15 protein-coding genes are annotated in these 15,861 nt (G+C 60.9%); 12 read left to right on the forward strand and 3 right to left on the reverse strand.

Annotation, left to right across the window (positions count from 1 at the left end; translation table 11 throughout):
• Both KGB28_RS20670 and rsgA read right to left on the reverse strand, forming a co-directional pair.
• A complete protein-coding gene (locus KGB28_RS20670) occupies window positions 1–408 on the reverse strand; it encodes a TIR domain-containing protein (RefSeq protein ID WP_056725477.1) in 408 nt (135 codons plus the stop codon).
• 198 nt (window positions 409–606) lie between these two features.
• On the reverse strand, window positions 607–1,638 hold the full coding sequence (rsgA, locus tag KGB28_RS20675; RefSeq protein WP_095943175.1) for a small ribosomal subunit biogenesis GTPase RsgA: 1,032 nt from the start codon (window positions 1,636–1,638) through the stop codon (window positions 607–609).
• A 107-nt stretch (window positions 1,639–1,745) separates the two neighbouring features.
• Here rsgA and orn point away from each other — a divergent pair, with 107 nt between their 5' ends.
• Both orn and KGB28_RS20685 read left to right on the forward strand, forming a co-directional pair.
• A complete protein-coding gene (gene orn, locus KGB28_RS20680; RefSeq protein ID WP_223447597.1) occupies window positions 1,746–2,288 on the forward strand; it encodes an oligoribonuclease in 543 nt (180 codons plus the stop codon).
• Window positions 2,289–2,496: 208 nt separating this feature from the next.
• Window positions 2,497–3,108: a trimeric intracellular cation channel family protein gene (locus KGB28_RS20685; RefSeq protein WP_223447598.1), complete on the forward strand. Its 612-nt coding sequence runs from the start codon at window positions 2,497–2,499 to the stop codon at window positions 3,106–3,108.
• Here KGB28_RS20685 and queG read toward each other — a convergent pair.
• Window positions 3,090–4,169 (reverse strand): tRNA epoxyqueuosine(34) reductase QueG, encoded by a 1,080-nt coding sequence (gene queG, locus KGB28_RS20690; protein WP_223447600.1) that lies wholly within the window; start codon window positions 4,167–4,169, stop codon window positions 3,090–3,092. The genes KGB28_RS20685 and queG overlap by 19 nt on opposite strands.
• A 63-nt stretch (window positions 4,170–4,232) precedes the next feature.
• On the opposite strand from queG, the gene KGB28_RS20695 reads away from it, so the two are divergent.
• The 10 genes from KGB28_RS20695 to KGB28_RS20740 all read left to right on the forward strand — a co-directional run bounded on the left by KGB28_RS20695 (window position 4,233) and on the right by KGB28_RS20740 (window position 15,807).
• Complete coding sequence (locus KGB28_RS20695) at window positions 4,233–5,732, forward strand: NAD(P)H-hydrate dehydratase (RefSeq protein WP_223447603.1); 1,500 nt, start codon at window positions 4,233–4,235, stop codon at window positions 5,730–5,732.
• A complete protein-coding gene (gene tsaE / locus KGB28_RS20700) occupies window positions 5,720–6,190 on the forward strand; it encodes a tRNA (adenosine(37)-N6)-threonylcarbamoyltransferase complex ATPase subunit type 1 TsaE (RefSeq protein ID WP_007973252.1) in 471 nt (156 codons plus the stop codon). The genes KGB28_RS20695 and tsaE overlap by 13 nt, the downstream gene beginning before the upstream one ends.
• Window positions 6,191–7,621 carry an N-acetylmuramoyl-L-alanine amidase gene (locus tag KGB28_RS20705; protein ID WP_411740592.1) on the forward strand — a complete coding sequence of 477 codons (1,431 nt, stop codon included), beginning with the start codon at window positions 6,191–6,193 and terminating at the stop codon, window positions 7,619–7,621.
• On the forward strand, window positions 7,618–9,528 hold the full coding sequence (mutL, locus tag KGB28_RS20710; protein WP_263296856.1) for a DNA mismatch repair endonuclease MutL: 1,911 nt from the start codon (window positions 7,618–7,620) through the stop codon (window positions 9,526–9,528). Before KGB28_RS20705 ends, mutL begins: the two co-directional genes overlap by 4 nt.
• Complete coding sequence (gene miaA, locus KGB28_RS20715; RefSeq protein ID WP_046039821.1) at window positions 9,528–10,499, forward strand: tRNA (adenosine(37)-N6)-dimethylallyltransferase MiaA; 972 nt, start codon at window positions 9,528–9,530, stop codon at window positions 10,497–10,499. Before mutL ends, miaA begins: the two co-directional genes overlap by 1 nt.
• Before the next feature lie 92 nt (window positions 10,500–10,591).
• On the forward strand, window positions 10,592–10,852 hold the full coding sequence (gene hfq, locus KGB28_RS20720; protein ID WP_007902656.1) for an RNA chaperone Hfq: 261 nt from the start codon (window positions 10,592–10,594) through the stop codon (window positions 10,850–10,852).
• Window positions 10,853–10,864: 12 nt separating this feature from the next.
• The gene (gene hflX / locus KGB28_RS20725; protein WP_116262990.1) at window positions 10,865–12,166 is read left to right on the forward strand and encodes a ribosome rescue GTPase HflX; all 1,302 of its coding nucleotides are present in this window, start codon (window positions 10,865–10,867) and stop codon (window positions 12,164–12,166) included.
• 96 nt (window positions 12,167–12,262) lie between these two features.
• The gene (gene hflK / locus KGB28_RS20730) at window positions 12,263–13,438 is read left to right on the forward strand and encodes an FtsH protease activity modulator HflK (RefSeq protein WP_223447606.1); all 1,176 of its coding nucleotides are present in this window, start codon (window positions 12,263–12,265) and stop codon (window positions 13,436–13,438) included.
• Window positions 13,438–14,307, forward strand: a complete 870-nt coding sequence (gene hflC / locus KGB28_RS20735; protein WP_056725458.1) for a protease modulator HflC — start codon at window positions 13,438–13,440, stop codon at window positions 14,305–14,307. The genes hflK and hflC overlap by 1 nt, the downstream gene beginning before the upstream one ends.
• 312 nt (window positions 14,308–14,619) lie before the next feature.
• Window positions 14,620–15,807 carry an ATP phosphoribosyltransferase regulatory subunit gene (locus KGB28_RS20740; protein ID WP_223447608.1) on the forward strand — a complete coding sequence of 396 codons (1,188 nt, stop codon included), beginning with the start codon at window positions 14,620–14,622 and terminating at the stop codon, window positions 15,805–15,807.
• Window positions 15,808–15,861 lie beyond the last annotated feature (54 nt).

A 15,861-nucleotide genomic window follows, 5' to 3' on the forward strand; every position in this document is an offset into this window, starting at 1 on the left:
TTACACCGCCGTATGCTGGCGAATCGCATCGATGATGCTGTTGGTGTTCCACGCACATTCGGCATGTGCCGCGTCACGTACCACCGTGGAAATGCGCTCGGCACCGAACGGCTTGATCGCAATGATCACCTTGCCCATGCGCTTGGCGATCTCGATTTCCTTGTTGATCCACTTGCTGTAGGTGGAGTACATACCGGCCATGATCAATACCGCCGAACACGGGCGAATTTTGTTTTCGATGGCCTCCTCAAGTTGTTTGTCGGTTTTCGCGCCGACAATCGGGTTGTCCGGTGGCACCGAAAAATTCTTGTAGGTGAAACCGGGCTTGGCGTTGAGCAGGCGCACGAGATTGTCGTGGGCGTCGGAGTAGTTCCACGAGTGGCTGATGAACAGGTGGTAGGTTTGCATGGGTGTCCCTCGGTGTCGCTGGAGTGCGAAGAGGGTCTGAAACTAGGCTATTGGCTGGTGGCTACAAGGGGATCTGACTTAAAGAGAAATGCCCTACAAGCGCCGGTACGGGCGTCTTACAGAAAGGTCTGATGTTTCAGCGGGGGAAGATCCAGCCGCCGGCCGCCCCGCTGAAGGCAGGGCGGTCGGCATGTCTGTTTAGTAGCCGTTTTCCGGCAGGCTGGCGATGATCGAGCGGTAGCTGTTCATCCGTTGCTGCTGCACGCGGCCGTCTTCAAGGGCCTTGAGCAGGGCGCAACCGGGTTCGCGGTCATGCTTGCAGTCACGGAAGCGGCAGGTGCCGAGCAGATCGTTGAACTCGATGAAGCCGGCTTCGACGTCGGCACGGCTGACGTGGCCCAGGCCGAATTCGCGGATACCCGGGGAGTCGATCAACTCACCGCCACCGGGGAAGTGGAACAACCGCGCGGTGGTGGTGGTGTGAGTGCCCTGGCCGGATAGCTCGGACAACGGGCCGACACGGGTTTCGACTTCCGGCAGCAGGCTGTTGACCAGCGACGATTTGCCGACACCAGACTGGCCGACGAACACGCTGATACGTCCGTCGAGTTGCTTCTGCAACTGCTCCATACCGTTGCCGTGGTGCGCCGACACTTCCAGTACCGGATAGCCAAGGGTGCGGTAAACCGCGAGCAAGGCATTCAGCGCTGGCGCATTGTTGTCGTCGATCAGGTCGAACTTGTTCAGCAACAGCAGCGGCTTGATGCCCGCATGCTCGGCTGCGACCAGATAGCGGTCGATCAGGTTGGCGTGGGGCTCGGGCAGCGGCGCAAACACGATGACGATCATGTCGACGTTGGCCGCCACAGGCTTGAGCTGACCACGGCTGTCCGGGCGGCACAGCTCGGTGTTGCGCGGCAGTTGCGCCACGATCACGCCGATGCCCTGGTTGCCGGCACGCCAGACCACCTGATCGCCGGTCACCAGCGCCGGCAGGTTGGCGCGCAGATGGCAACGGAATACCTGGCCGGCCAGTTCGCCGTCGCGGGCCTCGACCTCGACCTGCACGCCGAAGTGCGCGATCACCAGACCGTGCTGTTCCGGGCCCAGATCGCCGCCCTCAAGCGCCTCGACAGCCGAGGACTCGCGTTTGGCGGCGCGGGCAGCGCGTTCGCCCTGAATCTTTTCGATGCGCCAGTTTTGACGACGATTGAGTTGGCGTTTGGCCATGGGTGTTCCGTATAAAGAATGCAGCGATTAGGTAAAACGGCCGCGAGTTTAGCACGCCCGGCTACCGGCCTAGGCTAAACTGCGCAGCATTGCCTAGGAGCCGACACATGCAAAACCCACAGAACCTGATCTGGATCGACCTGGAAATGACCGGTCTGAACCCGGACACCGACGTCATCATCGAAATGGCCACTATCGTCACCGACAGTGACCTGAACACCCTGGCCGAAGGCCCGGTGATCGCCATTCACCACAGCGACGAAATCCTCGCCGGCATGGACGAGTGGAACACCCGTCAGCACGGCGGTTCCGGGCTGACCCAGCGGGTTCGCGACAGCCGCATCAGCATGGCCGAAGCCGAAGCCGAAACCATCACCTTCCTGGAGAAGTGGGTGCCCAAGGGCAAGTCGCCGATCTGCGGCAACAGCATCTGCCAGGATCGTCGCTTCCTTTATACCCACATGAAATCTTTGGAAAGCTATTTCCACTACCGCAACCTCGACGTGTCCACGCTCAAAGAGCTGGCTGCGCGCTGGGCACCGGATGTGCGTGACAGCTTCAAGAAGGGCAGCACCCACCTGGCGCTCGACGATATCCGTGAATCGATCGCTGAGTTGCAGCACTACCGCAAGCATTTCATCAAGTTTTGAATCACGGCCGTCCGTACCGGCCCCATCGCGAGCAAGCTCGCTCCCACAGGTAGAGCGCCGACCCTGTGGGAGCGAGCTTGCTCCGGGCGGCGTTCCGACGATGGCGTCAGTTCAGTCACCATAGATGGTTGGGTCGATTCTCAGGCGCCCTCTTTTGGTGCTTCTGTGAACTGAGTAGACTGCGCGCCTTTCTGCAAGGACCGCCACTATGCTGCTGATGCTCTACCTGATCGCCATCACCACCGAAGCCATGACCGGCGCCTTGTCTGCCGGCCGTCGTGGCATGGACTGGTTCGGTGTGGTGTTGATCGCTTGTGTCACGGCGCTGGGTGGCGGTTCGGTGCGCGACGTATTGCTTGGGCATTACCCGCTGACCTGGGTCAAACACCCGGAATACCTGGTGCTGACGTCTGCCGCCGCGATGATTACGGTGTTCACGGCGCGCTGGATGCGCCATTTGCGCTCACTGTTCCTGGTGCTTGATGCCATGGGGCTCGTGGCATTTACCCTGATCGGCTGCATCACCGCCCTGGAAATGGGCCATGGCATGTTGGTGGCATCGGTCAGTGGCGTGATCACCGGCGTCTTCGGCGGCATCCTGCGGGACATCTTCTGCAACGATATTCCGCTGATCTTCCGGCGTGAGCTTTATGCCAGCGTCTCGTTTGCGGCAGCGTGGTGCTACATGCTCTGCATCTATCTGCAATTACCCGATGAACAATCGATTCTGATCACCTTGTTCGGCGGTTTTCTGCTGCGCTTGCTGGCGATCCGTTTTCATTGGGAAATGCCCAAGTTCGTCTACAACGACGAAGCCTGACGCTCGGCGTGTTGCCGCAACGCCCATTCGACATGCTCACGCACCAGTTCCGAAGGATGCTGCCGTCGCGCCTTCAGCGCTTCCAGCACCGGAATCGTTGAAGGCGCATTACCCAGCCCCACCGCCAGGTTGCGCAACCAGTTTTCGTAACCGGTCCGGCGCAGCGGCGAGCCTTCGGTGCTGCTCAGGAATTTCTCTTCATCCCACATGAACAGTTCTGCCAGCCCGGCGTTGTCCAGGTTGTGCCGCGGCTTGAAGTCGCTTTCACCGGACGGGCGGGCAAAGCGGTTCCACGGGCAGACGATCTGGCAGTCATCGCAACCGAACACCCGATTGCCGATCAGTGGCCGCAGGTCTTCAGGGATCGCGCCTTTGAGTTCGATGGTCAGGTAGGAAATGCAGCGTCGGGCATCCAGCACATAGGGGCCGACAAAGGCGTTGGTTGGGCAGATGTCGAGACAGGCGCTGCACCGTCCGCAGTGTTCGGTAGCGTGGGGCGGGTCGACCGGCAGCGGCAGGTCGACGAACAGTTCGGCGAGGAAGAAATAACTGCCTGCCTTGCGATTCAAGACCAGGGTATTTTTGCCGATCCATCCAAGACCCGCCTGTTCGGCGATGGCTTTTTCCAGCACCGGCGCGCTGTCGACGAAGGCGCGATACCCAAACGGGCCGATTTCTGCCTGAATTTTTTCCGCCAGTTGTTGCACGCGTTTGCGGATCAGCTTGTGGTAATCGCGACCCAGGGCATAACGCGAGACGTAGGCTTTTTCCGGTTGGGCCAACACTTTCGCCATTTGGGTGTCGCCGGCCAGGTAGTCCATGCGCAGCGAAACCACGCGCAAAGTGCCCGGCACCAGCTCTTCGGGGTGCGAGCGTTTGCTGCCGTGGGCGCCCATGTAGTCCATTTCGCCGTGGTAGCCGGCTTCGAGCCAGCGTTCCAGGTGCTGCTCATGCTCGGCCAGGTCGAGGCCGCTGATGCCGACTTGCTGGAAGCCCAGCTCGCGACCCCAGTCCTTGATGGATTGGGCGAGGGCAGGCAGGTCTGTGGTAATAGCGGGCATGAGGCGAGAGAAACCGGAGCTGAGGTGCGTATAATTCTGCCAGACATCGGAGCCCGAAGACGCATGCCGCACACTAAAGATGAATTACCCGACGTGCTGTACAGCACCGCCCAGGTGCGAGCACTCGACGCGAGCCTGATCGCCGCCGGCACAGCGGGCTTCGAATTGATGCAGCGCGCGGCGCGGGCGACGTGGCGGGCGCTGGTGCGGCAATGGCCGACAGCGAACGAACTGAGCGTGCTGGCCGGTCATGGCAACAACTCTGGGGACGGGTATCTGGTGGCCGTATTGGCCCAGCGTGCCGGTTGGTCGGTGCGGGTGCTGGCGGTGGGGGATCCGCAGCGCTTGCAGGGTGATGCGGTGTTGGCCCATGCCGAGGCGGTGTCTGAAAACGTGCTCATCGAGCCCTGGACGGCACAATCCGGATTGCGCGGCATTGTGCTGGATGCTTTGCTTGGCACTGGTCTGAGCGGCGATGTGCGTGAGCCGTATGCCAGTGCCATCGCCGCGATCAATGCCAGCGGACTGCCGGTTGCTGCGGTGGATATTCCGTCAGGGTTGTGCGCTGATACGGGCCGCATCCTAGGTCATGCCGTGCATGCCGACCTTACGGTCACGTTCATTGGCTTGAAGGTGGGGTTGTTCACCGGTGATGCGGCGGATGTGGTCGGCGAACTGGTGTTCAATGACTTGCACGCCGATTCGCAGTTGATTGGTGACGCGGCGTTCACCGCTCGTCGTCTGACGGCCGCTAACCTTTCGCGTCCAGCACCCCGGACCCCGACCTCCCATAAAGGCCGATTCGGCCATGTGCTGCTGATCGGTGGTGATCGTGGGTTGGGTGGCGCGATCCTGCTGAGTGCGCAAAGTGCGCTGCGTAGCGGGGCGGGCATGGTGTCGGTGGCGACTCGCAGCGAACACGTGTCCGCCGCGCTGGCGCGGATCCCCGAGGCGATGGTGCTGGGCACTTCGTCGGCCAATCAGTTGATGGGTTTGCTTCAAAAAGTTTCTGTGTTGGTTGTCGGTCCGGGGCTGGGCCAGGCTGGCTGGGGGCGCAGCTTGTTGTCCGCCGCCGCCAACGCGCCGCTGCCGCAAGTCTGGGACGCCGATGCGCTGAATATGTTGGCCGAGGATCGTGTGAGTTTACCCAAGAGTTGCGTGCTCACGCCGCATCCGGGCGAAGCTGCGCGTTTACTCGGAATGAGTACGGCCCAGGTTCAAGCCGATCGACCGGCAGCGGCCCATGCCTTGAGTAAAAAATATACAGCGGTCGTCGTCCTGAAAGGTGCCGGCAGCCTGATCGCCCATCCCGATGGGCGCCTGGCGCTGTGTCATCAGGGGCACCCGGCCATGGCCACCGCCGGTTTGGGCGATGTACTGGCCGGTCTGGTCGGCGCATTGCTGGCCCAGGGCATGGAGGCATTCGACGCGGCCTGCCTGGCGGTCTGGCTGCACGCCAATGCCGGCGAGCAACAAGGAAAATCGGGCCGTGGGCTGGCGGCCAGTGATCTGATCCCAGCCATTCGTCAGTTGTTGGAGGAGCAAGCACCGTGTCTGAAGTAACCCTGTACCTGGCCGATGAACAGGCCATGAGCGACTTTGGCGCACGCATTGCCCGAATCACCCAAGGCCATGGCCTGATCTTCCTCGAGGGCAACCTGGGGATGGGCAAAACCACGTTGTCCCGAGGCATCATCCGCGGTCTGGGGCATGTCGGAGCAGTCAAAAGCCCGACCTTCACCCTGGTCGAACCCTACGAGATCGGCGACATTCGCGCCTTCCATTTCGATTTGTACCGTCTGGTCGATCCGGAAGAGCTAGAGTTCCTCGGTATCCGCGACTACTTCGAAGACGATGCCCTGTGTCTGATCGAATGGCCCGATAAAGGTGCAGGCTTTTTGCCAAAGCCTGACCTGACCATTACCATTAGCCCGCAAGACAGCGGGCGTTCGCTGAAAATTTTATCCCAGGGCTCGCGTGGCGAGGCCTGGTGTGCCGCTTTGGCATTGGAATCCAAATAGATGATGGGGTTAGGTATGCGCTTTCGCGCGTTGGTGGCTGCCGTAGGGGTGTTGTTTTTGGCGGTGACCGTCGACGCTGTGGCCGATTCGAAGGTCAACAGTGTTCGTCTGTGGCGGGCACCGGACAACACGCGACTGGTGTTTGACCTGACCGGCCCGGTGCAACACAGCGTCTTTACCCTGACGGCTCCGGATCGCCTGGTCATCGACATCAATGGCGCGACCCTCGGTGCGCCGCTCAACGTCAACACCTCGAACACCCCGATTACCGCCATGCGCTCGGCCCAGCGCACGCCGACCGACCTGCGGGTGGTCATCGACCTGAAAAAGGCCGTGACGCCGAAAAGCTTTTCCCTGGCGCCGAACGCCCAGTACGGCAACCGGTTGGTGGTCGATCTGTTCGATAACGCCGCAGACGCCGCGCCTCCTCCAGCGCCGACACCGTCGGTCGCCACGGTGCCCGCCGTACCGGTCACGCCGACGGAACCTGCAATCAAATTGCCGCCGGCTCCGGCCGGCAAGCGCGACATCATTGTGGTGATCGACGCCGGACACGGTGGCGAAGACCCGGGTGCCTCGGGCTCCCGTGGCCAACGGGAAAAAGACGTGGTACTGGCCATCGCCCGTGAACTGCAACGCCAGGTCAACGGCATGAAAGGTTTCCGCGCCGAATTGACCCGCACCGGCGACTACTTCATTCCACTGCGCGGCCGTACCGAAATTGCCCGCAAGAAAGGCGCCGACCTGTTCGTCTCGATTCACGCCGACGCCGCGCCGTCTGCCGCTGCGTTCGGTGCCTCGGTGTTCGCCTTGTCCGACCGTGGTGCCACCTCGGAGACTGCCCGTTGGCTGGCCGACAGCGAAAACCGTTCCGACCTGATCGGTGGTGCCGGCAACGTCAGCCTCGATGACAAGGACCGCATGCTCGCTGGCGTATTACTCGATTTGTCGATGACTGCATCCCTGACTTCAAGCCTGAATGTTGGCCAGAAAGTCTTGAGCAACATCGGCCGGGTGACACCGCTGCACAAACAGCGGGTCGAGCAGGCCGGGTTCATGGTGCTGAAGTCGCCGGATATTCCGTCCATCCTGGTGGAAACCGGGTTCATCTCCAACGCCAACGAAGCCTCGAAGCTTGCCGCGTCGAGTCACCAGCAGGCGCTGGCGCGTTCGATCAGCAGCGGCGTGCGCCAGTTCTTCCAGCAGAACCCGCCGCCGGGCACCTACATTGCCTGGCTGCGCGACTCCGGCAAGATTGTGCAGGGGCCGCGTGATCACCGCGTCAACCCGGGCGAGACCCTGGCGATGATCGCCGTGCGCTATCAGGTATCGCCCGCGACCCTGCGCAGCGCCAACAGCCTGTCGAGCGATGAGCTCAAGGTCGGTCAGCACCTGACGATTCCGGGCACTGAACTGGCGGCCAAAGAATGAATCAGGTCGTGAATAGTAGCGCTCGAATCGAGTTGCTCAGCCCGCGACTGGCGAACCAGATTGCGGCGGGTGAGGTGGTCGAACGTCCGGCTTCGGTGATCAAGGAGCTGCTGGAAAACAGCCTCGACTCCGGCGCCAAACGCATCGACGTCGATGTGGAGCAGGGCGGCGTCAAGCTGCTGCGGGTGCGCGACGATGGCAGCGGCATTTCCGCCGATGACCTGCCGCTGGCCCTGGCCCGTCACGCCACCAGCAAGATTCGCAACCTGGAAGACCTCGAACAGGTCATGAGCCTGGGGTTTCGCGGCGAGGCCCTGGCATCGATCAGCTCCGTCGCGCGCCTGACCCTGACCTCCCGCACCCGCGACGCCGATCAGGCCTGGCAGGTCGAGACCGAAGGCCGTGACATGGCGCCCCGCGTGCAGCCAGCGGCCCACCCGGTGGGCACTTCGGTTGAAGTGCGCGACCTGTTTTTCAACACGCCGGCGCGACGCAAGTTTCTCAAGACCGAAAAAACCGAATTCGATCACCTGCAAGAAGTGATCAGACGCCTGGCTTTGGCGCGCTTCGATGTGGCGTTCCATCTGCGCCACAATGGCAAGACCATCCTCAGTCTGCACGAGGCCCATGATGATGCGGCCCGTGCGCGGCGCGTGTCGGCGATCTGCGGGCCAGGCTTCCTGGAGCAGGCACTGCCGATCGAAATCGAACGCAACGGCCTGCATCTATGGGGCTGGGTCGGTCTGCCGACCTTCAACCGCAGTCAGGCTGATTTGCAGTATTTCTTCGTCAATGGCCGCGCCGTGCGCGACAAACTGGTGGCCCACGCGGTGCGCCAGGCCTATCGCGACGTGCTGTTCAACGGTCGGCACCCGACCTTCGTGCTGTTTTTCGAAGTCGATCCGACCGGCGTTGACGTCAACGTGCACCCGACCAAGCACGAAGTGCGCTTCCGTGAAGGGCGCATGGTCCACGATTTTCTCTACGGCACCTTGCACCGCGCCTTGGGCGATGTGCGCCCCGACGATCAACTGGCGGCGCCGGTTGCCACGGCCATCGTCCGGCCTACCGGCCTCGAGGCCGGTGAATTCGGGCCCCAGGGCGAAATGCGCCTGGCCGCCAATGCGCTGCTGGAACAGCCCCAGGCTCAGCCGTCGTTCAATGCGCCGGCGGGTTCGGGGGCTGGCGCGGGTTATCAATATCAGTACACGCCGCGTCCGCAGTCCGGAGTTCCTGTCGCCGAAGCGCAGGCCGCCTATCGCGAGTTTTTTGCGCCACTGCCCGAGGCCAATGCCGTCGCGCTCCCGGCAGGGCAGGACGACATCCCGCCGCTGGGTTATGCGCTGGCACAACTCAAGGGTATCTACATTCTTTCGGAAAATGCTCAGGGCCTGGTTCTGGTGGATATGCATGCCGCCCACGAGCGGATCATGTATGAGCGTTTGAAGGTGGCGATGGCCAGCGAGGGCCTGAGCGGCCAGCCGTTGCTGGTGCCGGAGACCCTGGCCGTCAGTCAGCGTGAAGCCGATTGCGCCGAGGAACATGTCGCCTGGTTCCAGCGCCTGGGCTTTGAATTGCAGCGCCTGGGCCCGGAAACCCTGGCGATTCGGCAGATCCCGGCGCTGCTCAAGCAGGCCGAAGCCAACCGGCTGGTCGCCGACGTCCTGGCTGATCTGATGGAGTTCGGCACCAGCGACCGCATTCAGGCGCACCTGAACGAATTGCTCGGGACCATGGCCTGTCACGGTGCGGTTCGTGCGAATCGGCGCCTGGCCTTGCCGGAAATGAACGGTCTGCTGCGTGACATGGAAAACACCGAGCGCAGCGGTCAATGCAACCATGGCCGACCGACCTGGACCCAGCTGGGCCTGGACGATCTGGACAAACTGTTCTTGCGCGGTCGTTGATGAGCCAGTTCCCACCTGCGATTTTCCTGATGGGCCCGACCGCCGCCGGCAAGACCGACCTGGCCATCGAACTCACCAAAGTCCTGCCTTGCGAGTTGATCAGCGTCGATTCGGCGCTGGTCTACCGTGGCATGGACATCGGCACCGCCAAGCCTTCCAAAGAGCTGCTGGCGCAGTATCCGCATCGTCTGATCGATATTCTCGACCCGGCCGAGAGCTATTCGGCCGCGGATTTCCGCCGTGATGCCCTGGAAGCCATGGCCGATATCACCGCGCGCGGAAAAATTCCGCTGCTGGTGGGCGGCACCATGCTCTATTACAAGGCTTTGGTTGAAGGTCTGGCGGATATGCCGGCCGCCGATCCCGAGGTCCGTGCGCAAATCGAAGAAGAGGCTGCGCGCCTTGGCTGGCAAGCCTTGCACGAACAATTGGCGGTGATTGATCCGGAGTCCGCGGCGCGAATACATCCGAACGATCCCCAGCGATTGAGTCGAGCACTGGAGGTTTATCGTGTCAGCGGTCAAAGCATGACCGCCCTGCGATTGCAACAATCTGTGCAAAGTACCGAAGCAGCCGCTTCGGGACTGCAACAATTGCCCTATACTGTCGCGAACTTGGCCATTGCTCCGGCAAATCGCCAGGTACTGCATGAGCGAATTAAACAAAGATTCACTTTAATGTTGGAACAGGGATTCATTGACGAGGTCGTAGCCCTGCGTAATAGAGGTGACCTGCATGCCGGGTTGCCGTCTATACGTGCAGTAGGCTACCGCCAAGTCTGGGACTACCTGGATGGCAAGCTGACGTCAGCCGAGATGCAGGAGCGTGGAATCATTGCCACGCGCCAATTGGCGAAACGCCAGTTCACCTGGCTGCGCAGTTGGACTGATCTGCATTGGCTGGACAGTCTGGATTGCGACAATCTGCCGCGCGCCTTGAAATACCTTGGGACCATCTCCATATTGAGCTGAGTCCTTGCAATTGCCGTCTATCCTTGGGGGTGTGGCGGCCAAAGCCATCTGATTACCTATTTTTATATTGAATCCTTAAAGGAGTGCGGCACATGTCAAAAGGGCATTCGCTACAAGACCCTTACTTGAATACTTTACGTAAAGAGAAAGTTGGGGTGTCCATCTACCTGGTCAACGGTATCAAACTGCAAGGCACGATCGAGTCTTTCGACCAGTTCGTTATCCTGCTGAAAAACACCGTCAGCCAGATGGTTTACAAACACGCGATCTCTACAGTGGTGCCGGTTCGTCCAATTCGTCTGCCTAGCGCAACCGAATCCGAAGCAGGTGACGCTGAGCCAGGTAACGCCTGATAGGAGTCTCCTTTGTTCTTTGAGCGCCACGGTGGTGGTGAACGAGCCATTCTCGTTCACTTGGATGGACAGGACCCTGAGGCGCGCGAAGATCCGCAGGAGTTTCAGGAGTTGGCTATTTCGGCTGGCGCCGAGACCGTCGCGTTTTTCAACGTGCCGCGTCATCGGCCAACCGCCAAAACCCTGATCAGCAGCGGCAAGGTCGAAGAGTTACGCGACCTGGTCCAGGCCGAACAGGTCGATCTGGTGATTTTCAATCACATCCTCACGCCCAGTCAGGAACGTAACCTCGAACGTATTTTCGAGTGTCGCGTGATCGACCGCACGGGTTTGATTCTCGATATCTTCGCCCAACGTGCCCGCACCCATGAAGGCAAGCTCCAGGTCGAACTGGCCCAGCTTGAGCACATGAGTACGCGGCTGGTTCGCGGCTGGACTCACCTTGAACGACAGAAAGGCGGTATCGGCCTGCGCGGTCCGGGTGAAACCCAGCTGGAAACCGACCGGCGCCTGTTGCGGGTTCGCCTGCGGCAGATCAAGGGACGCCTGGAAAAGGTCCGCAGCCAGCGTGAGCAATCGCGCCGTGGCCGCAAACGGGCTGACATTCCGACGGTTTCACTGGTGGGTTATACCAACGCCGGCAAATCGACGCTGTTCAACTCGGTGACCGATTCCGACGTCTTCGCGGCTGACCAGTTGTTCGCCACCCTCGACCCGACCTTGCGCCGACTCGAGCTCGATGACCTGGGTCCGATCGTGCTGGCGGACACTGTGGGCTTCATTCGCCACTTGCCGCACAAGCTGGTCGAGGCATTTCGGGCTACGCTCGAAGAGTCGAGCAACTCCGACCTGTTGCTGCACGTGATCGACTCCCATGAACCCGAGCGCATGGCCCAGATTGAACAGGTCATGGTGGTGCTCGGAGAGATCGGCGCTCAAGACTTGCCGATCCTGGAGGTCTATAACAAACTCGATTTGCTCGAAGGCGTGGAGCCGCAGATCCAGCGCGATGCCGATGGCAAACCGCAGCGGGTCTGGCTTTCGGCGAAAGAGGGTACGGGTCTGGACCTGCTCAAGCAGGCCGTGGCCGAGTTGCTAGGCGATGAGTTGTTTGTTGGCACCTTGCGCTTGCCGAACCGATTTGCTCGACTGCGTGCGCAGTTTTTCGAACTCGGAGCGGTACAGAAAGAAGAACACGACGACGAAGGCATCAGTTTACTGGCCGTTCGTTTGCCACGAGCCGAATTGAATCGGCTGGTGAGCCGCGAAGGTTTGCAACCGATGGAATTCATCGAGCAACACACTTTGCAATAAAAGCCTGAGAAAGCGGTTGTGCCGCGGTGACAGGCATTCTGTAGCATTGGTCGGCGCGCCGTGGGTGCGTCTTTGCTTTATCAGATGGAGAGCGCTATGGCTTGGAATGAGCCGGGTGGCAACTCGAATAATCAGGATCCTTGGGGTGGCAAGCGTCGTAACAACGGCGACCGCAAGGGACCACCGGATCTCGACGAGGCCTTCCGAAAGCTGCAGGAAAGCCTGAACGGTTTGTTCGGTGGCGGTAAGAAACGTGGTGGCGACGACGGCGGTGGTCCGGGCAGGAGTGGCGGCTTTGGCGGCCTGCTCGGCATCGGTCTGGTCGTGCTGGCCGCCGTTTGGCTGTACAGCGCGGTTTATGTCGTCGACGAGCAGGAGCAAGCTGTAGTGCTGCGCTTCGGCAAGTACTACGAAACCGTGGGTCCGGGCCTGAACATCTACTTCCCGCCGATCGACAAGAAGTACATGGAGAACGTCACGCGTGAGCGTGCCTACACCAAGCAGGGCCAGATGCTGACTGAAGACGAGAACATCGTCGAAGTGCCGCTGACCGTGCAGTACAAGATCAGCAACCTGCAGGATTTCGTGCTGAGCGTCGATCAGCCGGAAATCAGCCTGCAGCACGCGACCGACAGCGCCTTGCGCCATGTGGTGGGTTCCACCGCGATGGACCAGGTGCTGACCGAAGGTCGTGAGTTGATGGCCAGCGAGATCAAGGAGCGTCTGCAACGCTTCATGGACACCTATCGCACCGGTATCACCGTCACCCAGGTCAACGTTCAGAGCGCAGCGGCACCGCGTGAAGTCCAGGAAGCCTTCGATGACGTGATCCGCGCCCGTGAAGACGAACAGCGTTCGCGTAACCAGGCTGAGACCTATGCCAACGGCGTCGTGCCGGAAGCCCGTGGTCAGGCCCAGCGCATTCTCGAAGATGCCAATGGCTACCGTGACGAAACCGTCTCGCGCGCCAAGGGTGAGGCCGATCGCTTCACCAAACTGGTCGCCGAGTACCGCAAGGCTCCTGAAGTCACCCGCCAGCGTCTGTACCTGGACACCATGCAGGAAGTCTTCACCAACACCAGCAAGGTTCTCGTGACCGGCAACAAGAACGGCCAGAACAACCTGCTGTACCTGCCGCTGGACAAGATGGTCGAAAGTGGTCGCAGCGCCAGCACTCCGGTGACCGGCGCGGCAGCCACCAGCAATGAAGCGAATGCGCGTGCGGCAGCAGATCTGCAGCAACAGCAAGCACGTACCAGGGAGAGTCGCTGATGAGCAATAAATCGCTGATCGCCCTTATTGTTGGCGTCGTCGTGGCGATCGCTGCCTGGAACTGCTTCTACATCGTGGCTCAGACCGAGCGTGCGGTGTTGCTGCAGTTCGGTCGCGTGGTCCAGACCGATGTCCAGCCAGGCCTGCATGTGAAGGTGCCTTACGTTAACCAGGTGCGTAAATTCGACGCACGCCTGATGACGCTGGACGCACCGACACAACGCTTCCTGACGCTGGAAAAGAAAGCCGTGATGGTCGATGCCTACGCCAAGTGGCGCGTGAAGGACGCAGAGCGTTACTACACCGCGACTTCCGGCCTCAAGCAGATCGCCGACGAACGTTTGTCCCGTCGTCTGGAATCGGGCCTGCGTGACCAGTTCGGTAAGCGCACCCTGCACGAAGTGGTGTCGGGTGAACGTGATGCGCTGATGGCGGATATCACGGCTTCGCTGAACAAGATGGCCGAGAAAGAGCTGGGCATCGAAGTGGTCGATGTTCGGGTCAAGACCATCGACCTGCCGAAAGAAGTGAACCGCAGCGTGTTCGAACGTATGAGCACCGAGCGTGAGCGTGAAGCTCGCGAGCACCGCGCCAAGGGTAACGAGCTGGCCGAAGGCATCCGTGCCGACGCCGATCGTCAACGCCGCGTGCTGTTGGCTGAAGCCTATCGTGAATCCGAAGAGGTTCGCGGTGACGGTGATGCCCAGGCTGCTGCGATCTACTCCAAGGCCTACGGTCAGGATCAGGAGTTCTACGCGTTCTACCGTAGCCTGCGCGCCTACCGTGAAAGCTTCGCGAACAAATCCGACGTCCTGGTCCTCGACCCAAGCAGCGACTTCTTCCACTACCTGGAAAAAGCCAAGCCTTGATACGGCGTTGACCTGATTTATCCCCCGCCGGGCGGCTAAAACCTCTGGCGGGGTGATCCTTTGGGAAAACGTGTGTATGATGCGGCAGCCGGGAAATTCCCGGCTTTTTTGCGTCTGCATGTTTGATTGCTGTTTTCAAGCAGATGCCGGGCCGATTGGCTCGACAGTTTTTCGAGGAAAGTGGTTGGCGAAGCCGGTAGAAGGGCTTTTCGCTCCGTCGCTCATGCGCGTGGTTTGTGCGCAAGCCGATCATTTTCTGCTTCACTCAAGGCTCGCCGACAGGCTGGTCGCCCGGAGATAGGGGAAGGCGTAATGGCAACGGTAGACCGCTGGCTTCTGCCAGATGGCATCGAAGAAGTACTGCCACCGGAAGCTGCGCGTATTGAAGTCGCGCGTCGTCAGGTGTTGGATCTGTTCCAGAGCTGGGGTTACGAGTTTGTCGTGACTCCCCATATCGAGTACCTGGAATCCCTGCTGACCGGCGCGGGCCAGGACCTGGATCTGCGCACCTTCAAGGTCATCGACCCGCAATCGGGCCGTCAGATGGGTTTCCGTGCCGACATCACGCCGCAAGTGGCACGCATCGATGCGCACACCCTGCGTCGTGAAGGCCCAAGCCGTCTGTGCTATGCCGGTAGCGTGCTGCATGCTCAGCCTCGCGCCTTGTCGTCCTCGCGCAGCCCGATTCAGCTGGGTGCAGAGTTGTACGGCGACGGCAGTCCGAGCAGCGACGTCGAAGTCATCAGTCTGATGCTGGCCATGCTGCAACTGGCCGATGTGCCGGATGTGCACATGGACCTCGGTCATGTCGGTATCTACCGTGGCCTGGCCCGCGCCGCCGGTTTGTCCGGTGAAGTCGAGCAGCAGTTGTTCGATGCCTTGCAACGTAAGGCCATCGACGAGGTCATTACCTTGACTGAAGGCTTGCCTGCCGATCTGTCGGGCATGCTGCGGGCGTTGGTCGATCTGTGTGGCGGTCGTGAAGTATTGAGCGCTGCCCGCGAGCGTCTGGCCAAGGCGCCGGCCCCTGTTCTGGCAGCGCTGGACGACTTGCTGTCGATTGCCGAGCGGCTGTCCGTGCGTTTCCCTGAGCTGCCGCTGTATTTCGACCTGGGCGAGTTGCGCGGTTACCACTACCACACCGGTGTGGTGTTCGCCGTGTTCGTACCGGGTGTTGGCCAGTCCATTGCCCAGGGCGGTCGTTACGACGACATCGGCGCCGACTTCGGTCGCGCCCGTCCGGCGACCGGCTTTTCCACCGATTTGAAAACCCTGGTGACCCTGGGGCGTGCTGAGATCGAGCTACCGTCTGGCGGTATCTGGATGCCTGACAGTACGGATGCGGCACTCTGGCAGCAGGTTTGCCAGTTGCGCAGTGAGGGTCAGCGTGTCGTTCAGGCCTTGCCTGGACAGCCTTTTGCCGCCGCCCGTGAAGCGGACTGCGACCGGCAATTGATTCAGCAGAACGGGCTTTGGCAAGTATCGCCACTGGCTTCTTGAGTTTTCCTGCCGGCCGCCGCCGGCACCAAGTTTGCGCGAATGAGGACAAGTGTT

Source organism: Pseudomonas sp. BF-R-19, from assembly GCF_019956445.1.
Classification (GTDB): Bacteria; Pseudomonadota; Gammaproteobacteria; order Pseudomonadales; family Pseudomonadaceae; genus Aquipseudomonas; species Aquipseudomonas fluorescens_BH.